Origin of the sequence: Clostridium sp. (assembly GCF_036639235.1) — a bacterium.
Lineage (GTDB): Bacteria > Bacillota > Clostridia > Clostridiales > Caloramatoraceae > Clostridium_AB.
In genome coordinates, this window is the sequence record NZ_JAVWJB010000004.1 from 1 (window position 1) to 21,396 (window position 21,396).

The following is a 21,396-nucleotide window of genomic DNA, read 5'->3' on the forward strand; positions in this document are numbered from 1 at the left end:
ATTTTTTGACCCTTTTAAGCAATTAAAGGCATAGAATTTTCTATGCCTTTTTTATTTGCAGTTGTATCATTTCTATGCTTTATGTTAATCATATAAATATATAAGTATATAAGGAGGTAAGTAGATAGTTTATCTATTAATATGATTATGAAAAGAAGAGTATTAACATTAATATGTATAGGTATGTTTAGTATATTATTAATAGGCAAGGTTCAGTATAGTCATAACATAGAGATGAAGAATATGCTTACAGAGAAGGTTGTAGTTGCTGATACTAAGAATATTCCATTTGAATATACAGAGGAAACAGCTATAAATAACGGAGATGTTGTTATTGTTAATAGTATAATACACAATAAACATAGACTTGACGAATTTATGACTAAAATTAATAAGAAGAAGATCTCTAAAATTAGGGTGGTTACATATACAAAGGGACAGGTCCCTTTAATTGAAAATCTTTATTTTAATGGTAATAATATTGTTTTAGTAACTGATAATACTAGAGATGAGGTTATAGATAGGGAATATAGGGAGATTAAACGATATGAGGTTTCCTCTATTAACTACCATAACAAGGATGATGGAGTGCTTTATGTAGCAACTCTAGATACTGGAGAGACATTCGATATATTATATTACAAAGATATAAAGAAATAGCCTACTTAATTAAAGTAGGCTATTTTTTAGATATATATTTATTGTCTTTTATATAGTATCTCCATAGAAAATCACGTGCTTCTTCAGAATAATCTATGTTAATACGTTTTGATTTTATAATATTATCATCAGATATATTTTCATTTTCACATATAAATAAATCATCGGAGTTAAAGCTAATATTATTATGTTTTTTAGTAAGTGCCATAGCAATAGAAAGTTTACCAGGTCCATTAGCAAGGTTTATATATTGCTTTTTTGTAATTTCATTAAGAGATTTTTTATATCTATCAATGCACATATACTCTATTCCATGAATAGGCTCAAGTGCACGAATAAGAACGGCACAGGGTTCACCTTCTACTTCACAAACTACATTTGTACAATTATACATTCCATATATTAAGTATATATAGGAAACCCCACCTGCATTAAAAATAGTTTCTGTTCTAGGAGTTTTCTTATAGTTGTATCCATGGCATGCCTTATCAATAGATCCGATATAACTTTCAGTTTCAACTATTTTTCCTATTCGATAATGTCCATTAACAAAGTGTACTAGATTTTTACCAAGTAGACCTTTAGCAACAGTATGTGTATCCTGTAAATAAAATTTAGGATCAAGCTTTCTCATAATTCCTCCATAAAAATATTATTATTCTTATAGTAACAATTTAAGTATATATTATGCAGAGAAAAATTATATACTTAATAATTTAATTATATCAAATGATGATATTATACTAAAAATTTTTTAGATACATAGAATATCATAGATAAATTCTATAGTTTATATATACAATAATTTTAAATTATTAGAATATATTAATACTAGGAAGAAATAGCAGGAGGGTGTATGTATGACATGTTTAAAGTCAAAATATATGAAAGATACCTTTGTTATAAGCAATTTACCATATAAGAAGTATCATCTATCTTCACTTTTATTAATTGGAAGATTAAAAAGGGATGATGATGTTAAGTTAGCTAAGACAATAATGAAGTTTAATACAGACTGTATTAAGGCATCAGTAGTTAAAAAGGCTATACTGAAGATATTTGTTCGTAAAAAGCAGCCAGATGAAACCATTGAGAATATTAAATTTAATATAGGTATAAACAAGGAATATGTATATATTGCAGATACCTGTTATGTAAGTTTGCCAAAGTATTCTTCTACGGATATTGAGTTTATAGTTGATAAATTAAGTATAGGAAAATATATAGAAATAGATATAACTAGTATATTTAACAAATGGTTAAGTAATGAAATAGTTAACAATGGAATTACTATATATCCACATGGTGATGAGGGAACGATTGTACACTTCTCATCTACTGAAAGTTCAAAGCCACCTATACTAGAATATGAACTATAATAGGGGGGATTATATACCCTTAAGTTATAATTAGAATGTATAAATGATCTAAAAATATAAAGCTTGTAGATGTAATCTACAAGCTTTATATTTTTTACTCGTTCTTTTCTTCTTTTGATTCTGGTAGTTTTTTAGAGTCGGAGGACTTCTTACTATTTGACTTAATAGTTACGAATGATACTATGATCATTGCACCAATACAAACTAAGCCTATGATTGCACTTGTACTTAGCATATTAATCACCTCCTTATAGTCCATACATATATATATTCAATCTATTCCTAAAAAATGAATATTGTGAAACTATTAAGTTAATAATGTTAATTTAATGCACAAAAAATGTAAAATCACTTAAACTTTATTTAACTTTTAAGTGATAGTTACGAGTATTTTTAAATCTTATAATTAACTCATAAATTATTTTTTCTTTAGGAGGAAAATTAAATGGGGAAGATTAAAGGGTTAATTATTTCTACAGTTATTGGAGCACTAGCATTAAGCTTTGTAGGATGCTCAGAAAATCAGGAGACTACTAGTAATATTCAGGGACAAGTTAGACTTGATGGGTCTAGTACAGTAGCCCCAATAGCACAGGCAGTGACAGAGGAATTTAATAAGGAATTTAAGGATGTTAAGGTTTCAATTGGGGTTTCAGGTACAGGAGGAGGCTTTAAAAAATTTACTGCAGGTGAAACAGATATAAATAATGCTTCAAGAAAAATTAAGGAAGAAGAACTTAAAAAAGCAAGTGAAAAAAACATTCACGTAACTGGTATTGAGGTAGCATATGATGGTATTGCTGTTGTAGTTAATAAAGAAAATACATGGGCAACTGATATAACAAGCGAAGAACTTAAACTGATATGGGATGAAGGTTCAAAGATTAAAATGTGGAGCGATATAAGAAAAGGGTGGCCACAGGAAGAGATTAGACTTTATGGACCAGGTACAGACTCAGGAACATTTGAATATTTTACTGAGGCTATAAACGGTAAGGCTAAGAGGATTAGAACTGATTTTACAGCAAGTGAAGATGATAATGTTTTAGTTCAAGGTGTTTCAAATGATAAGTATGCACTAGGTTATTTCGGAGCTGCCTATTATGAAGAAAATATAGATAAGCTTAAGGCATTAACTATTAACGGTGTAGCACTTAAATCAGATACAATTGCAAACAAGCAGTATAGTCCCCTTTCAAGACCTTTATACATTTACGTATCAAGTGAATCAGTAAAAAGGCCAGAAGTTATTGAGTACCTAAACTTTTTTATGAATAATGTTAAAGATTTAGTATCACAGGTTGGGTATTTTCCTTTAGAGGACTCAAAATATGAAAATGCTAAAGAAGAGATTCATAAATTAACACAAAAATAATTTCAATCTTAAAGTATGAAGGGCTATTTAAAGCAAGAGAGATAAATAAGATTTAGTAGCCCTTTTAAATATTTTATAGGGATTTTAGGAACACTATAGTTACATAGTTATGAGATTTTTTATATTTAATTGTTATTTTATAGTAATGTTAAATGGATTTAACATTGAATTAACTTAAGAGGATAGAATATGAGGTATAGTAAAATTATAATCAAATTGTAACTATTTAATGTAAGGTTGAAAGGAGAAATCCCTAATGAAAAAACTAAAGGGACTTGTATTAGCAGGTCTTGTGACTTTAATTGGAGTTACAGCAGTAGGCTGTACAGGTAAGGAACATCAACAAATAAAGATAGACGGTTCAAGTACGGTTGCACCTATTAGTCAGGTTGTAGCTGAGTATTTTAATGAGGAACATAGAGAGGTTAGAGTATCTATTGGTACATCAGGTACCGGTGGAGGTTTTAAGAAGTTCTACGCTGGAGAAATTGACATTAATGATGCTTCAAGAGCAGTTAAGAAAGAAGAAGCTGATAAAGCTAGTGAACATGGAATAAAAATGCATGAGTTTGAGGTTGCATATGATGGAATTGCCATTGTTGTTAACCCACAAAATGATTGGATTTCAGATATATCAACAGAGGAACTTAAGAGAATTTGGGAACCAGGTTCTAAAATCAAAAAATGGAGTGATATAAGACCTGAGTGGCCAAAGGAAGAAATTAAGCTTTATGGACCTGGAACAGATTCAGGAACATTTGATTATTTTACAGAGGCAATAAATGGAGAAAGTAAGTCAATAAGAACTGATTTTACAGCAAGTGAAGACGATAACGTTTTAATTCAAGGAGTTGCAAATGATAAGTATGCATTAGGATATTTTGGAGCAGCATTCTATGAAGAGAATAGCTCAAAGCTAAAGGCACTTAAGGTTAACGGGATTGAACTAAATGCTGAAACGATTAGTTCAAATAAGTATTCACCACTTTCAAGACCTTTATATATTTATGTTAACGAAGAATCACTAAAAAGACCGGAAGTACACACATTCTTAACATATTACTTTACAAAGGTTAAGGAATTTATTACTCAGGTTGGATATTATCCACTAGAAGACGTTAAATACGAAAATGCACTAAATAAGGTTAATGAGCTAGCAGGTAAAAAGTAATTATCATACTAGTTAAGGGAGGATTGAAATGAGAAAGATTGTATTCCCAAGCAAGGCAAAGACGAAGCAAAGAGAGAAATTTGTTAAAGCTACTTTAATGGGACTTGGAATTATATCAATACTTATAACAATTGGAATTATATTATCTCTAATAGGAGAAACTTTTAGTTTCTTTAAAGAGGTTTCAATAGTTGAATTTTTAACTGGTACCCAGTGGACTCCATTATTTGCTGATGCACACTTTGGGGTATTACCACTTGTTGCTGGTACATTATTAATTGTTGTTTTTGCGGCTTTAATCTCAATACCAATAGGACTTGGTGCTGCTATTTACTTAAGTGAGTATGCACCAAATAGGGTACGTAAGATAATTAAGCCTATTCTTGAAATTTTAGCTGGTATTCCATCAATAGTATATGGATACTTTGCAGTTACAACGATTACACCAATTCTTAAGACAATATTCCCTGATATAAGCGTATTTAATGCTTTAAGTGCAGGTATAGCAGTAGGAATAATGACTATTCCAATGGTTTGCTCACTAAGTGAAGATGCTATGATGGCAGTACCAGATTCACTACGTCAAGGAGCATATGGTCTTGGTTCAACTAAGTTTGAGGTAGCAACTAAGATTGTTTTACCTGCATCAATTTCAAGTGTTGCAGCTTCATTTATTCTTGCTATATCAAGAGCAATAGGAGAAACAATGATTGTTGCCATGGCAGCGGGATCAACCCCAAAGCTTACACTTAATCCACTTGAAAGTATACAAACAATGACAGGATTTATAGCACAGGTAAGTATGGGAGATGTTCCATACGGATCAATTTCACATAAAACGTTATATGCAGTAGGAACACTACTATTTATAATTACACTAATACTTAACATAATATCTAAGAAGGTAGTTAAGAAATATAGGAGGGCACTATAATGGGTGATAAAAGCGCACAAAGAATCAAAAGACGTAGAATGAAAAACTCAATATTCCACGGTGTTATATTTGCCTGTACTATGTTCGGAATTATAATGCTAGCTATTCTTCTTATAGATCTTTTAATAAAGGGTGTACCTTACCTAACAGGTAAGTTTATTACGAATTACCCATCAATTCTTCCAAGTAGAGCAGGTATTTTCCCAGCACTATTAGGAAGTTTATGGATTATTGTTTTAACAGCTTTAATAGCATTCCCAGTTGGAGTTGGAACTGCTATTTATCTTGAGGAATACGCTAAGGAAGGAAAACTTACTGAGTTTATTAAGTTAAATATAGCAAACCTTGCTGGAGTACCTTCAATTATATACGGTATACTAGGTCTTACGATTTTTGTTCGTGGACTTGGTATGGGAAGAAGTATACTTGCAGCATCATTTACAATGGCGCTATTAGTGCTTCCTATTATAATACTTGCATCTCAAGAAGCTTTAAGAACAGTACCATCATCACTTAAGCAGGCTTCATATGCACTAGGTACTACTAAGTGGCAAACAGTTACTGGAGTTATACTTCCTTACTCAATTCCAGGAATTTTAACAGGTACAATACTTGGTATTTCAAGGGTACTTGGTGAAGCTGCACCACTAATAGTTGTAGGAGCAGTTGGATATATATCATTTGCACCTACGAATCCACTTGATTCATTTACAGCATTACCGATTCAGATCTTTAACTGGTCAGCAATGCCAAAGGTTGAGTTTGAACATTTAGCAGCAGCAGGAATTTTAGTATTACTTGCTATACTACTTTTAGTAAATTCAATAGCTATTATACTTAGAAACAAGTATCAAATCAAAATGAAGGACTAATGAAGAGGGTGAATGAGATGGATACAAAGATTAAAATAAGCAATATGGACTTTTATTATGGTGACAATAAGGCACTTAAAAATATAAGTATGGACATATATGATAAGCAGATTACAGCATTTATAGGACCCTCAGGATGTGGTAAATCAACATTCCTTAGAAGTCTTAATAGAATGAATGATTTTATAGATGGTATAAAAGTAGAAGGAGAAATACTTGTTGAAGGCGAAAATATATATTCAAGTAGTATAGACTCTGTTGAACTTAGACGTAATATTGGAATGGTTTTCCAAAGACCAAATCCATTTCCTAAATCAATATATGAGAATATAGTATATGGTCTTCGTAAAAATGGAATCAAAGACAAGGAACTTCTAGATGATGTTGTTGAAAGTACACTTAAATCAGTAGCTTTATATGATGAGGTTAAGAATAAAATTCATAAGTCAGCCCTAGAGCTATCAGGTGGTCAGCAACAAAGACTTTGCATTGCAAGAGCAATAGCTATGCAGCCAGACGTTATCCTTATGGATGAGCCAACATCAGCACTTGACCCTATATCAACCCATAAGATAGAAGAACTTTTACTTGATTTGAAAGATGAATATACTATAATTATGGTAACCCACTCTATGCACCAGGCAGCTAGAATATCAGATTATACTGCATTTTTCCTAAATGGTGAGGTTATAGAGTACGATATAACAAAAAACATTTTCTCTAACCCACGTGACAAAAGAACAGAGGATTATATAACTGGTCGTTTCGGTTAGAAGAAGGGGGGAAAGTAATGAGTAGAGAGCATTATTCACAAAGAATTCTTGACGTAAAACATAAGGTGTTAACAATGGGTTCTATGGTTGAAAGTGTTATTAACATGTCTGTTACAGCACTTAAAAATGGAGATGTAGAACTTGCTAAAAGGGTTTATGAAGAAGATGATAAGATAGATCTTTTAGAAATTGAAATAGAGCAGGAGTGTATGACGCTTTTAGCACTTCAATCACCACTTGCTAAGGACCTTAGAATTGTAGCAACAGCACTTAAGCTTATAACAGATCTTGAGAGAATGGGAGACCATGCTGTTAATATTTCAAAGATCACACTTGAAATTGGTGAGGAGTCACTTATTAAGCCACTTATAGATATTCCTAAAATGGCTGGTATGTGTCAAGACATGGTAAGGTTAAGTCTTGATGCCTTTGTTAAGGAAGATATAACTCTTGCTGAAAAGGTAGCCCTAATGGATGAGGAAGTAGATGAGATTTACGAAAATATTGTTGAGGAATTATTTATCCTAATAGGAGAACACAGAGATAATATTAAACAGGGAACTAAGCTATTATTTGTAGGACGTTTCCTTGAGAGAATTGCTGATCACACTACTAATATTTGTGAAAGACTTGTATACATGGTTACAGGTGAAAGACAAGAATTTAACTAAAAAAAGGTTGATGGATATCCATCAACCTTTTTTATTTTACAAATCCAATACTGTTAAATGGGAAGAGGCGTACAACAGCATGACCTTTTATATTCTCTATAGGAATAGGTCCAATGTTTCTACTATCTTCACTTACAGCTCTATTATCTCCAAGTACAAATACATAGCCCTTTTCAAGGGTAAGTTTCATATCGTTTTCAGTAAAGGTGTTAGGGTCTAAATAAGTTTCATTAAGATGCTCGCCATTAACATATACGCCGCCACCTTTAATTTCAACTGTATCACCAGGAAGTCCTATAACTCTTTTAATGTATATTCCATGTCCCTTACTACCTGGGTCAAATATAATTATATCTCCATGTTTAAAATCTTTTTTAATGAGACTTATCTTTTCAACTCCAAGCATGTCTTTGTTGTGTAGAGTTGGGTACATTGAATCACCAGATACCTTAATAATATCAAATAAAAAAGTCTTTAGGATAAATGTTAATGCAACAGCTACAATTATACATATTATCCATTCCATTGTTGATGATAGTACCTTTTTCATTATCATCCCTCCTATACCTATTAATTATATACCTAAAATGGTAAAAAAATATAGGGAAATAGAGAAGTTGAAAAAAATTAATAAAAAGTTTTTTATTAAGAAAATTAATATATTAGTAATAATACGAATGTTTTTTTAAAATATGTAAAAACTACTATCGAGGTGGTCTAAATGTCAAGGTATACATTAAGAGTCAATGATAATATTAACTGTAAAGACGAGATTCTTGAAGCCACAGGTATTCTTTCAAAGGGAGATTACTTAGCTATATACACGGCAAATGACATTACAAAACAAAGTATACTAGGGATACTTGATAATAATAAAATAGGATATGACCATGTATCCTCAGATGGAAGTGAATACATACTTGCTAAGAAGTAGAAATTTATTTTTAGGTGTTATATTTTACTCCCTATTTTGGCAATAATAAAAATAATATTAAGGCAAATAGCCTAGACTTGATTGGAGGAAAGCGATTTGTTTGGTGGATTTACTGAGAGAAGTCAGAAGGTAGTTTTAGCATCAGCAGAGGCAGCTAAGCAGCTTGGTCATAGCTATGTTGGAACTGAACATCTTTTAATTGGTATGATGGAAGAGGGTGCTAATGCATCTGATATTTTGGGAAGTTTTGGAGTTACTATACCAGAACTTAAAAATATAATTATTACGATTGAAGGCAAGGGAATAATGGGGTTTGAACCGAAGAACTTACCATTAACTCCCCGCAATAAGAGGATAATTGAGGTTTCAAGGGCTATAGCTAGAGCCTTATCCCATAATTTTGTAGCTCCAGAACATATATTACTTGCTATTTTAGAAGACGGTGAATGCTTAGCTTATAATGTTCTAAAAAGGTTATCTGTTGATATGAATGCACTTAAGGAGAAATTAATTGCATCATTTGGAAGTAGTAAGAGTGCTAATGTTAAGGGGGATAACAAACAGTCAAGTAATCCAAAGGAACTTGAGAAGTTTGCTCGTAACTTAACTAAGCTTGCTAAGGAAGGAAAGCTTGACCCTATTATAGGACGTGATAGTGAAACTGAAAGGGTTGTTGAGATTTTAAGTAGAAGAAGTAAGAACAACCCTTGCCTTATTGGAGAGCCAGGAGTTGGTAAAACAGCTATAGCAGAGGGGCTTGCACAAAGAATAACAGAGGGGAAGGTTCCAGAAATCCTAAAGGACAAGAAGGTTTACACCCTTGACATAACAGCTATGCTTGCAGGTGCTAAGTATAGGGGAGAGTTTGAAGAAAGACTTAAGTCCGTTATGAATGAAGTTAAGGATGCAGGTGATTTAATATTATTTGTTGATGAGGTTCATACAATTGTAGGTGCAGGGGCATCAGAGGGTGCTATGGATGCATCTAATATATTAAAGCCAGCACTATCAAGGGGAGAAATTCAGCTTATAGGTGCAACTACTATTGAAGAATATAGAAAGTATATCGAAAAGGATCCGGCACTTGAAAGAAGATTCCAACCAGTACTTGTAGGAGAACCTAGTAAGGAAGAGGCTCTTGAGATACTAAGAGGACTACGTGATAAATATGAAGCACACCATAGGCTTCATATTTCAGATGAGGCTCTTAAGGCTGCTGTTGAACTTTCATCTAGGTATATTTCTGATAGATTCCTTCCAGATAAGGCTATAGACCTTATGGATGAAGCCTCAGCTAGGGTTAGAATTAAGAACCTTACTGCACCAGAGGATGTTAAGGGGATTGAAGATGAGCTTGAGGCTATTCGAAAAGAGAAAGAAGAAGCTGTTGGAACTGAGAACTTTGAGAAGGCTGCAGAGCTTAAAACAAAAGAAAATGAGATCCTTGATAAGCTTTCAAAGGCTAAGAGTAATTGGAGTGACGAGAAGCTTTCAGATAACTTAACAGTAACTGAAGAAGATATTGCATTTGTAGTTTCAAGGTGGTCAGGAATACCTGTAAATAGATTATCAGATGATGAATCTCAAAGACTACTTAAGCTTGAAGAAATTCTACATGAGAGGGTAGTTGGTCAAGAAGAAGCAGTAGATGCACTAGCAAGGGCAGTTAGACGTGCAAGAGTTGGTCTTAAGGATCCTAAGCGTCCTATTGGTTCATTTATATTCCTTGGACCTACTGGAGTTGGTAAAACAGAGCTTTCAAAAGCACTTGCAGAGGCTATGTTTGGTAGTGAAAGTGATATGATTAGAATAGATATGTCAGAGTATATGGAGAAACATGCAGTATCAAGATTAATTGGTTCTCCTCCAGGATATGTTGGATATGAAGAGGGTGGTCAGCTTACAGAGGCTGTTCGTCGTAATCCATATTCAGTTATTCTATTTGACGAAATTGAAAAAGCACATCCAGATGTATTTAATGTACTTCTTCAAATACTTGAAGATGGTAGGGTAACAAGTGGGCAAGGCAAAACAATAGACTTTAAAAACACAATAGTTATTTTAACATCTAATTTAGGAGCCCACACAATAGATAAGATGTCTATGGGATTTGATACAGGTGATGAGTCACGTGAAATCGCTGAACACGAAAAAATGAAGGAAAGAATACTAGAAGACCTTAAACGTCACTTTAGGCCAGAATTCCTTAATAGAATTGACGATATAGTTATATTCCATAAGCTAACTGAAAAAGATATTGAGAAGATAGTTAGTCTTATGCTTGACGCTGTATGCAAAAGGTTATCATCTAACGAAATTAATCTTGATTATACACAGGATATTATATCTCACCTAGCTAAGGTTGGTTATGATAAGTCATATGGGGCAAGACCTCTTAGACGAGCAATTACTAAAACAGTTGAAGATAAACTTTCAGAGGAGATGCTAAAGGGCAAAGTTAAAAAGGGTGATAGCATAATTATGGACTATAAGGATGACAATGTTGTATTTATCTCTAAGGGAGAATATACCCCATCATCACCTGATGAGAATATTGAACTTGAAGATAAGCAATCTAATAATGATAATGCTAATGAAGATCATATAGATTAACTTAAATTATATAGTTATACTTTCTAAAATGGTAGGACCAAATGGTTCTACCATTTTACTTTAACTAATCCCTAATTTAGGATATAGTGTTTATAAGTTAAATATTTAAAAAGGGCGGGATTATATGGCAAAGTCCAAAATAAGTTTTATTTGTAAAGAGTGTAGCTATGAAACGCCTAAGTGGATGGGGAAATGCCCAGGGTGCGATCAGTGGAATACATTTGAAGAGGTAAGTCAGCAGCCTAAGTCTGCTATAATGAATCAAACTAAACGTGTTGAAAAAGTTGTTGCAATTAAAAAGCTTAATGAGGTAGCTTCTTGTAATAGCGATAGAATAGTAACTGGTATTAGCGAGTTTAATAGGGTAATGGGATCAGGTATTGTTCGTGACTCTATTACTATAATTACAGCAAAGCCTGGTGCAGGTAAGTCAACACTACTTTTACAAGTAGCAAGTGATTTAGCATCACAGGGAAAGAAAATACTCTATGCATCAGGAGAAGAAAGTGATAGCCAAATTAAAAACAGGGCAAGTAGAATACTAAAGTCTATTAGTGAAAATATTTACGTAGTATCAACAACTAGTATGAATGATGTATTAGGTGCAGTAGCTTCAGTTGACCCTGACCTTATTATAGTAGATAGTATTCAAACATTTACATTAGAAGAGTTTTTACCTTCTAGAGCCGGTTCCCCAACTCAAACAATGGAGTGTGCAAGTGAACTACTAAAGCTTGCTAAAAATAAGGTAAGGCCTAGGGCAGTATTTTTAGTTGGACAGATGAATAAGAATGAAGAGATAGCAGGACTTAGATCACTTGAACATTTAGTTGATACTGTACTTGTTATTGAAGGGGATAGTGATGAGGAACTTCGTAGTCTTGTTGCTACTAAAAATAGATTTGGAAGTACAGGTGAAATGGGATTTTTCTCAATGACAGAAGAGGGAATGATATCTATAGATAATCCATCAGAGTATTTTATGACTAGACGTGAAGAAGGAAATGAGCCTATTGGAACTGCACTTACAGTTGTACGTGAAGGTTCAAGGCCAATAATTCTTGAAATAGAGTCACTTGTTTCTACTTCATTTATGCCATATCCATCAAGAATATGTGAAACTATAGGTAGAGATCAGCTTAATACTTTAATATCAATTCTTGAACAGCGTGGGTATATGAATATGGCTAATAAAAATGCTGTACTTAAAACAACAGGTGGACTTAGAATACGAGAAACAGCTATTAACCTTTGTACTATTATGAGCATAGCATCCTCATTTAAGGAAAAACCAATAGATTCTAGCACTGTTTTCATATCAGATGTAGGATTAACAGGTGAACTTAAAAAGGTTCCATCTATTGAGGCAAGACTTCGTGAAGTTGATAGAATGGGATTTAAAAGAGCATATATAGCTAAGGGTGCTATTGTAAGGAAGTTAGAGTTTAAATCTCTTAAGGTAAAGGAGTGTAGAACCTTAATGGATGTTATTAATGACGTATTTAATTAATGTATAATTTGGGATTTTTTAAAATATAATAATAATAAATATTAATAATAATGTATAGATGTAGCAGGCAAGAAGTCTGCTACTCCTTGTTTATACATAGCTTTATAAAAAACTATTGAAAAATATTCATATTATATGTATGATTTTTAAGGACTAATAAATAATATTATTCTATACAGTTAATAATAAGGTTAACGATAAAGTAATAGGAATATATTATGTTATATTTTGAAATGTAATTAAATATTTAAATTGTCTATAACTATATTACAGTTTAGGGGGAGAAGAATTGAAGGATTATAGAGAACAAAACCTTTTAGATCTTCTATGTATAATGGCCCCTGGTACATCTTTAAGGGATGGTCTTGAGAATGTCCTTAAGGCAAAAACAGGAGGGCTTATTGTTATTAGTGATGAAGAGGATATGATGAAAATAACAGATGGAGGATTCTATATTAATAGTGAATACTCACCTGCATATCTTTATGAATTAGCTAAAATGGATGGAGCTATTATTATTAGCTCAGACAGAAAAAGAATACTTTACGCTAATGCACAGCTTTTACCTGATGCTAGTATTACTACTAGGGAAACAGGAACAAGACATAGGACAGCTGAAAGGGTTAGTAGACAAACGGGAGCTATTGTTATTGCAATATCTCAAAGAAGAAATCTTATTACTGTTTATAAGGGAAGCTTAAAGTATATATTAAAGGATACGAATACGGTTCTTAACAAAGCCAATCAGGCAGTACAAACACTTGAAAGATACAAGGTTGTTCTTGATGAGGCTATAGCTAATTTATCAGCTCTTGAAATTGAGGACTTAGTAACTGTATATGATGTTACTAATGCAGTACAAAGATATGAGCTTGTTATGAGAATTGTATATGAAATAGAAAGATTTATTTGTGAACTTGGAGATGAGGGAAGACTTGTTTCTATGCAGCTTGATGATTTAATAGGTAATATTGAGGAAGAGGGAGAACTTCTTATTAAGGATTATATTGAAGACTCTAAGGAGTTTGAGGATGTTATTAAGAATATTAAGTCTCTTTCAGCTGAAGATATTGTTGAAGTTAATACTATATGTAAGGTACTTGGATACTCACCTGATACTATGGTTGAAACTATGATTTCATCAAGAGGATATAGACTTCTTAATAGAATACCAAGGATGCCTCAAAGTGTTATTGAGAATCTTATTTCAGAGTTTGTACATCTGAAGAAGATTATGAGGGCTAGTATAGAACAGCTTGATGATGTTGAGGGTATAGGAGAAGCTAGAGCTCGTGCTATAAGAGATGGTCTTCGTAAGATTCAAGAACAGGTTATTTTAGATAGAAATATATAAAATAAAATGGCTAGGTATAACCTAGCCATTTTTGTATGAAATTTTATTTGTAAATATTGAGTGGGAATTAATTTATAACATATTGTATCTTCCTAGTGTATTAACCTTATCAAGTTCCTTTTGAAGAGCATCGTTAAGGTCTATATCAAGTGCATTACATAGTGAGGCTATATAAAATAAGTGGTTACCAATCTCATCTTGAAGAACTTCAAGACAATGATCGCATACATCTCCATCAACATGACTTTTCATTATCTTACCAGCATCCTCAAGGGATGTTTCAAATGGTATAGACTGCTTTTGTGCAGTAAGTTCTATACATCCACATACTGTTACCGATTTAGCAACAGCTCTATTTATTCTAGATGACGACTCTGTAAGCTTAGTCATTACATCTATAATACTCTTGTTTCTTATTTGGGTATCATTTACTATTTGTTGAAAAGCAAGTAAAGACATATCCATTAATTATTCCACCCCTTTTATTAGTTATATATCTAAGGAAAATTAATTCCAAAACTTCCAATTAATTAATATTATAGAATTTGTTCGAAGTAAATGTCAAACAAAATCACTCGCCAAAATTATATTATTATGTAAACAATTTTGGTTGAAATTTATATAATAATAGCATAATAGAATTGCTTTAGTAGAATTATGTCTATTTTTATGTTATTAGGGAGTGATACTATGTTATATATAGGAGATAAGGTATTTTATCCAAACTTTGGGGCAGGGGTTGTTGTTAATATAGAAGAGAAAGAAGTATATGGAAATGTAAATAGATACTATGTTATTAAACTTTTAAATGACATTGTAACAATGGTACCAATTAATAATAAGGAAGCTAAGGGAATAAGAAAATGTGTTGGGTATGAAGAATGTCGAGATGCTATAAAAATATTTAGCTCAAGACCAAGAGAAATAAAGGGAAAATGGCTAGATAGGTATAAATTATATACTAAGACTATTAAGCAAGGAGATTTTATAGATCTTTGTATAGTTTTAAATGATATGATAGGGCTTAAAAATAAAAAGAATATATCAAAGTCTGAAGAAAAGTTTTTTAATGATATTCTAGATATGGTTTCAGAGGAGGTTTCTCTTGTACTAGGACTTGAGATAGAAAATGTACGTGAAATCTTAGCATCAGGAGGAAAATTAATAATAAACTAATAATATTTATCAATTTGTAATATAATTTCATATAAATGAAATTGCAATTTTAACTTTAGTGATGTATATTAAAGTTAAATTTAGTACAAGATTATACTAAAGCGGGTCTTAAAAGGAGGTGTATAAATGCTAAATAGATTTTTTAGGACCTTAATTACATTAGGAGGTATACTAATTGGTATACTTGCAGCATATGGGCTTAAGGATTTAGACTTAATAAACAATCTTATTAGTATTAAAGGGAATACAACTAATTCTATTATATTTATTACAGTAATATCAGTGTTTTTCGGAATCATATTTTATTTACTATCAACAAGTATTATTAATTTATTTGTAAAACTAATAACATCACTTGAAGGAGCGATACAAAAGCTTCCAACAGGGGATATAATACTTGGATTAATAGGACTTATAATTGGGCTTGTTCTTGCAAACCTTATAGTGTCAGCTTTCACTGACTTCTTTAAATCAAATCCTATTCTTTCTATTATAGGAACCATAGTTTCAGTTATGGTGAATATAGTTTGTGGAATCTTAGGAATTAAGATTGCAATTAAGAAAAAAGGTGAAATAGCTAAATCAGCTAATATATTTAAGAAGTTTCAGAAGGAAAAAAAGCCAAAGGATACAAAGCAGCATCCTATTGGTGCAACACCTAAGGTACTTGATACAAGTGTTATTATAGACGGTAGAATATTTGATATTCTTAAAACAGGATTTGTAGAGGGAACTATTATAGTTCCAACATTTGTTTTAGAAGAACTTCGTCATATAGCAGATTCTTCAGATTCTCTAAAGAGAACAAGGGGAAGAAGGGGACTTGACCTTCTTAACCAAATGCAAAAGGAACTACCTATTAACATTGAAATTTCAGAGAAGGATTTTCCAGGAGTTCCTGAGGTTGATATGAAGCTTCTTAAGCTTGCAGAGGTTGAAGCAGGTAAGGTTATTACCAACGACTTTAACCTTAATAAGGTAGCAGAGTTTCAAGGTGTTCCAGTACTTAATATAAACGAACTATCTAATGCTATAAAGCCAGTGGTAATTCCTGGCGAAAGCATGCACTTAAGTATCGTTAAGGATGGTAAAGAGAATGGACAAGGAGTTGCTTACCTTGATGATGGAACAATGATTGTTGTTGAAGGTGGTAAGAAGCACGTTGGCGAAGATGTTGACGTTGCAGTAACCAGTGTACTTCAAACAGCAGCTGGAAGAATGATATTTGGTAAAATAAAATAGACTTTATAAGCTATGCATAACTGCATAGCTTTTTAAGTATGGAGGATATATGGTTAATGCAGTAATACTTGCAGCTGGTATGGGAAGTAGAATGAATTATGGATATAATAAACAATTTATAAAGATTAACAATAAGGAAATCTTAGCTTATACACTTGAGGCTTTTAATAAATGTGAAGATATAGATAATATAGTTATAGTTGCCTCAAAAAATGAGGTAGAGTATATTAAAGAAAATGTTGTTACTAAGTATAATATAGATAAGGTTAAAAGCATTACAGTAGGAGGAGATACCCGCCAGGAATCTGTTTATAATGGGCTTAAGAAAATAGGAGATCCATCAATTGTTGTAATTCATGACGGTGCAAGGCCATTTATAAATAAAGATATAATTAAGGAGTCTATTAATAAGGCGTACCAGTTTGGAGCTTCAACAACTGGGGTTAAGGTTAAGGATACTATTAAAAAGGGAGAGAATAATATATTCACTGAAACTGTAGATAGGACCTGTTTATATAGTATACAAACCCCCCAAAGCTTTAAAAGAGATATTATTTTAAAATGTCACGAAAAAGCAAGGGAAGAAGGGTTTGAAGCGACAGATGATAGTATGATAGTAGAGAAGTATGGATACTCTGTTTCTATAGTTGAAGGAGACTACTTTAATATAAAAATCACTACTAGAGAAGATATATTTATAGGTGAAGGAATTATTAAGGCACTAGGGAGGATATATGATTAGAATTGGACATGGATATGATGTACATAGATTAGTTGAAGGAAGAGATCTTATTATCGGAGGAGTTAAAATAGACCATCATTTAGGGCTACTTGGACATTCAGATGCGGATGTTTTAACCCATGCAGTAATGGATGCTATTATTGGGGCACTTGCACTTAGAGATATAGGATACCATTTTCCAGACAATGAGGATTCATTTAAGGATATTGATAGCTTATTACTACTTGAGAGAGTAAGTGAACTATTAAAACAAAGGGGGTATACTATAGGAAATATAGATGCAACTATAATTGCTCAAAAACCAAAACTCTCTCCATTTATAGAAGTAATGAGAGAAAATATAGCAAGGGTTTTAAATACATCTGTTAATAATATAAATGTTAAGGCAACTACTGAGGAGAAGCTTGGATTTACAGGTAGTGAAGAGGGAATAAGTGCACATTGTGTATGTATTTTAACTAAGGATAACTAGGCTTATTATTGACATATATTTTTTAAAATTATATAATAACCATTGAATTTAATATTATAAGTGCTATGACGAAGACTAGTAGAAATCGCCCTACAGAGAGGTATTCAAGGCTGAAAGATACCAATGATTTTGAACCTACTTCTGAGCTGAAGGTGAAGAAGCCTTTTCGGAACATCCGTTATTAGAATAAAGTACAATTTTTAGGTGGTACCGCGAACACAGCCTTCGCCCTAACTATAGGGGGAAGGCTTTTTTTATAGATTTTATTAACTGTTTATATATGATTGTGGAAGGAGAATAACAATGAGATTTTCAAATTTTTTCATGCCAACACTTAGGGAAGTGCCAGCAGAAGCAGAGATACTAAGCCATAAGTTAATGCTAAGAGCAGGACTTATGAGAAAACAAGCATCAGGAGTATATAACTACCTACCATTAGGACTTAAAGCTCTTGGTAAGCTTGAAACTATTATAAGAGAAGAAATGAATAAGGAAGGCGCACAGGAAATACACTGTTCAGCTATTATTCCATCAGAACTACTTAAAGAGTCTGGAAGATGGGGAGTATTTGGACCAGAAATGTTTAAGCTTTATGATAGGGGAGAAAGAGAATTCTGTCTTGGACCTACACATGAGGAAGTATTTACTGACATAGTTAGAAGTTCAATAAGATCATATAAGGCTCTACCTCTTAACCTATACCAAATCCAAACAAAGTATAGAGATGAGAGAAGACCAAGATTCGGTGTTATGAGATCACGTGAGTTTGTAATGAAGGATGCATATAGCTTTGATTCATCATGGGAAGGACTTGATAAATCATTTGACAAGATGCATAAGGCATACTGTAGCGTATTCTCAAGATGTAACCTAGACTACGCGCCAGTTGAAGCAGACTCAGGAGCTATGGGTGGAAATGGTTCAGTTGAGTTTATGGTTAAGTCAGAAATAGGTGAAGATGAAATAGTATTCTGTACAGAATGTTCATATGGAGCTAACATGGAGAAGGCTCAAACACTTCCAACAGGAGAAATTGCTGATGTAAGCGTTAGAGAAGTTGAGAAGGTTTATACTCCAGGAATTAAGACAATTGATGAGCTTGCTAAATACCTATACAAGAAGCCATCAGAGCTTGCTAAGACTCTACTATACAAGGTAGAAGATAAGGTAGTAGCAGTTGTTATTAGAGGAGATAGAGAACTTAACGAGGTTAAGCTTGCTAATCACTTCTCAGTTAGCGAAGTTGCTATGCTTGATGAACAGGGTGTTAGAGAGGCAACAGGGGCAGCACCAGGATTTGCAGGACCTATGGGGATTAAGGCAGATGCAGTACTTATTGACTATGAAATAGCTGATGGTGAAGTATTTGCAATAGGAGCTAATGAAACTGATTACCATATAGTTAACACTATGTTTAAGAGAGACTTTGACGGTATAGTTGGAGACTTTAGAAATATTGCAGAAGGTGATAAGTGTCCTAAGTGTGGGGCTCCTGTTACTATTAAGCGTGGTATTGAGGTTGGACATATATTTAAGCTTGGTACTAAGTACTCAGAGGCACTTAATGCTAATTTTATTAACGAAAATGGGAAAGAAGAGCCTATTATCATGGGATGCTATGGTATAGGAGTTAACAGAACTATGGCCGCAGTAATTGAGCAGCATAGTGATGAAAATGGAATTATATGGCCACTAGAACTTGCTCCATTTGAAGCTGTTGTTATACCAGCTGTAATGAAGGATGAGAAGCAGGTTGAAGAGGCTAATAAGATATATAATGAACTACTTAGCATGGGAATTGACGCTGCTATTGATGATAGAAACGAAAGAGCAGGTGTTAAATTTAACGATGCAGACCTAGTTGGAATTCCATTTAGGATAACAGTAGGTAAGAAAATTAATGACGGTATTGTTGAGTTTAAGCTAAGAGAAGATGCTGAAGCACGTGATATTAAGGTAGAAGACCTTATGGGAGAAGTTGTTGCTTCATTTAAAGCTAAGGGTAAGACATTATACAAAAAAGTAGAACTATAATATAATGAACTTACTATAATTTAGTTGAATATAATGATATACAGGTCATTAGTAATGCTTAGGAGGAGTTAGATATGGGAATAAAGCTTTACAACACGATGACAAGACGAAAAGAAGATTTTGTACCAGTTACAGAGGGTCGTGTTAAGATGTATGTCTGCGGACCTACTGTTTATAATTTTTTTCATATAGGTAACGGAAGAACATTTATAGTTTTCGATACTATTAGAAAATACTTCGAGTACAGAGGATTTCAGGTAGATTTTGTTCAAAACTTTACAGATATAGATGATAAGTTAATTAACAAGGCTAATGAAGAAGGCATAACTGTTGATGAAGTTGCAAAGAGATATATTGATGAATACTATACAGATGCAGATGCGCTAGGAATCAAAAGAGCAACTCACAATCCTAAGGCTACAGAATACGTAGGCAAGATAATTAAGTTTATTAAGGATCTTGAATCTAAGGGATATGCTTATGCTAAGGATGGAGATGTTTACTTTAGAAGCAAGAAGTTTGATTCATACGGTAAGCTATCTAAGCAAAGCCTAGAAGATTTAGAAGCAGGAGCTAGAATAGAAGTAGACTCACGTAAGGAAGATTCTATGGACTTTGTTTTATGGAAGGCACAAAAACCAGGAGAACCAGGATGGAATAGTCCATGGGGATGTGGAAGACCAGGATGGCATATTGAATGTTCAGTAATGGCATGTGAACTTCTAGGTGAGACTATAGACATTCATGGGGGAGGAGCGGATCTTTCATTCCCTCACCATGAAAATGAAATAGCTCAAAGTGAAGCAAGACACGGTAAGGATTTTGCTAAGTACTGGATGCATTCAGCATACCTTAACATCAATAACCAAAAGATGTCAAAATCACTTAATAACTTCTTTACTGCTAGAGAGATACTTGAAAGATATGATGCAGAGGTGTTAAGACTATTTATGTTATCAGGACATTACAGAAGTCCAATTAACTTTAGTGTAGATCTTTTAGAAGCGTCTAAGTCAGGTCTAGAGAGGCTTTACAACTCAGTTAGAAACCTAGAACACGTTTCAAGAAACGGAGAAGATAGGGATTTATCAGAGGAGGAAGTATCACTTAAGGATGATATTGCTTCATACAAGAATAAGTTTATTGAGTCTATGGATGATGATTTTAATACAGCAGATGGGATTAGTCATATATACGATCTAGTTCGTGATGTTAACACTAAGGTTAGTGAATCATCTTCAAGGGGCATTGCAGTATTTGCACTTGAGGTTATTAGAGAACTTGGAGGAATACTTGGAATACTTCAAAAAGTATCTGAGGAGAAGTTCCCTAAGGAGATAACTTCACTTGTTGAAGAAAGGCAACTTGCTCGTAAAAACAAGGACTTTAAGAGAGCAGACGAGATTCGTGATGAGCTTAAGGAACTTGGGGTAGTAGTAGAAGATACTGCCCAGGGAGTTAAAATATCAAGAATATAATATGAA

At 33.0% G+C, this 21,396-nt stretch carries 22 protein-coding genes; 18 read left to right on the top strand and 4 right to left on the bottom strand.

Going from position 1 to position 21,396, the window contains the following annotated elements; translation table 11 throughout:
- The first annotated feature begins 141 nt into the window (after window positions 1-141).
- Window positions 142-660: a DUF4362 domain-containing protein gene (locus tag RR539_RS01835; protein WP_332500176.1), complete on the top strand. Its 519-nt coding sequence runs from the start codon at window positions 142-144 to the stop codon at window positions 658-660.
- A 19-nt stretch (window positions 661-679) separates the two neighbouring features.
- On the opposite strand, the gene RR539_RS01840 is transcribed toward RR539_RS01835, so the two are convergent.
- A complete protein-coding gene (locus RR539_RS01840) occupies window positions 680-1,294 on the bottom strand; it encodes a DNA-3-methyladenine glycosylase (RefSeq protein WP_332473848.1) in 615 nt (204 codons plus the stop codon).
- Window positions 1,295-1,520: 226 nt separating this feature from the next.
- Between RR539_RS01840 and RR539_RS01845 the strand changes: the two genes are divergently transcribed.
- Window positions 1,521-2,039, top strand: coding sequence for a DNRLRE domain-containing protein (locus RR539_RS01845; protein ID WP_332473847.1), 519 nt, complete (start codon window positions 1,521-1,523; stop codon window positions 2,037-2,039).
- A 94-nt stretch (window positions 2,040-2,133) separates the two neighbouring features.
- Here the strand turns inward: RR539_RS01845 and RR539_RS01850 are convergent, their stop codons facing one another.
- A complete protein-coding gene (locus tag RR539_RS01850; protein WP_332473846.1) occupies window positions 2,134-2,274 on the bottom strand; it encodes a hypothetical protein in 141 nt (46 codons plus the stop codon).
- Window positions 2,275-2,484: 210 nt separating this feature from the next.
- On the opposite strand from RR539_RS01850, the gene RR539_RS01855 reads away from it, so the two are divergent.
- From RR539_RS01855 to phoU, 6 genes are all read left to right on the top strand, one after another.
- Window positions 2,485-3,414, top strand: coding sequence for a PstS family phosphate ABC transporter substrate-binding protein (locus tag RR539_RS01855; RefSeq protein WP_332473845.1), 930 nt, complete (start codon window positions 2,485-2,487; stop codon window positions 3,412-3,414).
- A 256-nt stretch (window positions 3,415-3,670) separates the two neighbouring features.
- Window positions 3,671-4,585: a PstS family phosphate ABC transporter substrate-binding protein gene (locus RR539_RS01860; protein ID WP_332473844.1), complete on the top strand. Its 915-nt coding sequence runs from the start codon at window positions 3,671-3,673 to the stop codon at window positions 4,583-4,585.
- Between the two features lie 28 nt (window positions 4,586-4,613).
- Complete coding sequence (pstC, locus tag RR539_RS01865; protein ID WP_332473843.1) at window positions 4,614-5,519, top strand: phosphate ABC transporter permease subunit PstC; 906 nt, start codon at window positions 4,614-4,616, stop codon at window positions 5,517-5,519.
- The gene (pstA, locus tag RR539_RS01870) at window positions 5,519-6,391 is read left to right on the top strand and encodes a phosphate ABC transporter permease PstA (protein ID WP_332473842.1); all 873 of its coding nucleotides are present in this window, start codon (window positions 5,519-5,521) and stop codon (window positions 6,389-6,391) included. Before pstC ends, pstA begins: the two co-directional genes overlap by 1 nt.
- 17 nt (window positions 6,392-6,408) lie before the next feature.
- Complete coding sequence (gene pstB / locus RR539_RS01875; protein WP_332473841.1) at window positions 6,409-7,164, top strand: phosphate ABC transporter ATP-binding protein PstB; 756 nt, start codon at window positions 6,409-6,411, stop codon at window positions 7,162-7,164.
- Between the two features lie 17 nt (window positions 7,165-7,181).
- Window positions 7,182-7,835, top strand: coding sequence for a phosphate signaling complex protein PhoU (phoU, locus tag RR539_RS01880; protein ID WP_332473840.1), 654 nt, complete (start codon window positions 7,182-7,184; stop codon window positions 7,833-7,835).
- Window positions 7,836-7,866: 31 nt separating this feature from the next.
- On the opposite strand, the gene lepB is transcribed toward phoU, so the two are convergent.
- Window positions 7,867-8,385 carry a signal peptidase I gene (lepB, locus tag RR539_RS01885; RefSeq protein WP_332473839.1) on the bottom strand — a complete coding sequence of 173 codons (519 nt, stop codon included), beginning with the start codon at window positions 8,383-8,385 and terminating at the stop codon, window positions 7,867-7,869.
- 171 nt (window positions 8,386-8,556) lie between these two features.
- On the opposite strand from lepB, the gene RR539_RS01890 reads away from it, so the two are divergent.
- The 4 genes from RR539_RS01890 to disA all read left to right on the top strand — a co-directional run bounded on the left by RR539_RS01890 (window position 8,557) and on the right by disA (window position 14,246).
- A complete protein-coding gene (locus RR539_RS01890; RefSeq protein WP_332473838.1) occupies window positions 8,557-8,769 on the top strand; it encodes a hypothetical protein in 213 nt (70 codons plus the stop codon).
- Window positions 8,770-8,865: 96 nt separating this feature from the next.
- The gene (locus tag RR539_RS01895) at window positions 8,866-11,382 is read left to right on the top strand and encodes an ATP-dependent Clp protease ATP-binding subunit (protein WP_332473837.1); all 2,517 of its coding nucleotides are present in this window, start codon (window positions 8,866-8,868) and stop codon (window positions 11,380-11,382) included.
- 124 nt (window positions 11,383-11,506) lie between these two features.
- Window positions 11,507-12,892, top strand: coding sequence for a DNA repair protein RadA (radA, locus tag RR539_RS01900; protein ID WP_332473836.1), 1,386 nt, complete (start codon window positions 11,507-11,509; stop codon window positions 12,890-12,892).
- Window positions 12,893-13,181: 289 nt separating this feature from the next.
- Complete coding sequence (gene disA / locus RR539_RS01905) at window positions 13,182-14,246, top strand: DNA integrity scanning diadenylate cyclase DisA (RefSeq protein ID WP_332473835.1); 1,065 nt, start codon at window positions 13,182-13,184, stop codon at window positions 14,244-14,246.
- Between the two features lie 72 nt (window positions 14,247-14,318).
- Here disA and RR539_RS01910 read toward each other — a convergent pair whose 3' ends face one another.
- On the bottom strand, window positions 14,319-14,711 hold the full coding sequence (locus RR539_RS01910; RefSeq protein WP_332473834.1) for a DUF1573 domain-containing protein: 393 nt from the start codon (window positions 14,709-14,711) through the stop codon (window positions 14,319-14,321).
- A 225-nt stretch (window positions 14,712-14,936) separates the two neighbouring features.
- On the opposite strand from RR539_RS01910, the gene RR539_RS01915 reads away from it, so the two are divergent.
- The 6 genes from RR539_RS01915 to cysS all read left to right on the top strand — a co-directional run bounded on the left by RR539_RS01915 (window position 14,937) and on the right by cysS (window position 21,390).
- Window positions 14,937-15,422 carry a CarD family transcriptional regulator gene (locus tag RR539_RS01915; protein WP_332473833.1) on the top strand — a complete coding sequence of 162 codons (486 nt, stop codon included), beginning with the start codon at window positions 14,937-14,939 and terminating at the stop codon, window positions 15,420-15,422.
- Window positions 15,423-15,548: 126 nt separating this feature from the next.
- Complete coding sequence (locus RR539_RS01920; protein ID WP_332473832.1) at window positions 15,549-16,664, top strand: PIN/TRAM domain-containing protein; 1,116 nt, start codon at window positions 15,549-15,551, stop codon at window positions 16,662-16,664.
- A gap of 49 nt (window positions 16,665-16,713) precedes the next feature.
- On the top strand, window positions 16,714-17,406 hold the full coding sequence (gene ispD, locus RR539_RS01925; protein WP_332473831.1) for a 2-C-methyl-D-erythritol 4-phosphate cytidylyltransferase: 693 nt from the start codon (window positions 16,714-16,716) through the stop codon (window positions 17,404-17,406).
- On the top strand, window positions 17,402-17,878 hold the full coding sequence (gene ispF / locus RR539_RS01930) for a 2-C-methyl-D-erythritol 2,4-cyclodiphosphate synthase (protein ID WP_332473851.1): 477 nt from the start codon (window positions 17,402-17,404) through the stop codon (window positions 17,876-17,878). Before ispD ends, ispF begins: the two co-directional genes overlap by 5 nt.
- Window positions 17,879-18,181: 303 nt before the next feature.
- Window positions 18,182-19,912 (top strand): proline--tRNA ligase, encoded by a 1,731-nt coding sequence (locus tag RR539_RS01935; RefSeq protein WP_332483359.1) that lies wholly within the window; start codon window positions 18,182-18,184, stop codon window positions 19,910-19,912.
- 80 nt (window positions 19,913-19,992) lie between these two features.
- Window positions 19,993-21,390: a cysteine--tRNA ligase gene (gene cysS, locus RR539_RS01940; protein ID WP_332473850.1), complete on the top strand. Its 1,398-nt coding sequence runs from the start codon at window positions 19,993-19,995 to the stop codon at window positions 21,388-21,390.
- The last annotated feature ends 6 nt before the right edge of the window (window positions 21,391-21,396 follow it).

Excerpts from the sequence above, each read along its gene's own strand:
- RR539_RS01835 (WP_332500176.1), top strand. The coding sequence starts at position 142 with ATGATTATGAAAAGAAGAGTATTAACATTAATATGTATAGGTATGTTT.
- RR539_RS01840 (WP_332473848.1), bottom strand. The coding sequence starts at position 1,294 with ATGAGAAAGCTTGATCCTAAATTTTATTTACAGGATACACATACTGTT.
- RR539_RS01845 (WP_332473847.1), top strand. The coding sequence starts at position 1,521 with ATGACATGTTTAAAGTCAAAATATATGAAAGATACCTTTGTTATAAGC.
- RR539_RS01850 (WP_332473846.1), bottom strand. The coding sequence starts at position 2,274 with ATGCTAAGTACAAGTGCAATCATAGGCTTAGTTTGTATTGGTGCAATG.
- RR539_RS01855 (WP_332473845.1), top strand. The coding sequence starts at position 2,485 with ATGGGGAAGATTAAAGGGTTAATTATTTCTACAGTTATTGGAGCACTA.
- RR539_RS01860 (WP_332473844.1), top strand. The coding sequence starts at position 3,671 with ATGAAAAAACTAAAGGGACTTGTATTAGCAGGTCTTGTGACTTTAATT.
- pstC (WP_332473843.1), top strand. The coding sequence starts at position 4,614 with ATGAGAAAGATTGTATTCCCAAGCAAGGCAAAGACGAAGCAAAGAGAG.
- pstA (WP_332473842.1), top strand. The coding sequence starts at position 5,519 with ATGGGTGATAAAAGCGCACAAAGAATCAAAAGACGTAGAATGAAAAAC.
- pstB (WP_332473841.1), top strand. The coding sequence starts at position 6,409 with ATGGATACAAAGATTAAAATAAGCAATATGGACTTTTATTATGGTGAC.
- phoU (WP_332473840.1), top strand. The coding sequence starts at position 7,182 with ATGAGTAGAGAGCATTATTCACAAAGAATTCTTGACGTAAAACATAAG.
- lepB (WP_332473839.1), bottom strand. The coding sequence starts at position 8,385 with ATGAAAAAGGTACTATCATCAACAATGGAATGGATAATATGTATAATT.
- RR539_RS01890 (WP_332473838.1), top strand. The coding sequence starts at position 8,557 with ATGTCAAGGTATACATTAAGAGTCAATGATAATATTAACTGTAAAGAC.
- radA (WP_332473836.1), top strand. The coding sequence starts at position 11,507 with ATGGCAAAGTCCAAAATAAGTTTTATTTGTAAAGAGTGTAGCTATGAA.
- RR539_RS01910 (WP_332473834.1), bottom strand. The coding sequence starts at position 14,711 with ATGGATATGTCTTTACTTGCTTTTCAACAAATAGTAAATGATACCCAA.
- RR539_RS01915 (WP_332473833.1), top strand. The coding sequence starts at position 14,937 with ATGTTATATATAGGAGATAAGGTATTTTATCCAAACTTTGGGGCAGGG.
- RR539_RS01920 (WP_332473832.1), top strand. The coding sequence starts at position 15,549 with ATGCTAAATAGATTTTTTAGGACCTTAATTACATTAGGAGGTATACTA.
- ispD (WP_332473831.1), top strand. The coding sequence starts at position 16,714 with ATGGTTAATGCAGTAATACTTGCAGCTGGTATGGGAAGTAGAATGAAT.
- RR539_RS01935 (WP_332483359.1), top strand. The coding sequence starts at position 18,182 with ATGAGATTTTCAAATTTTTTCATGCCAACACTTAGGGAAGTGCCAGCA.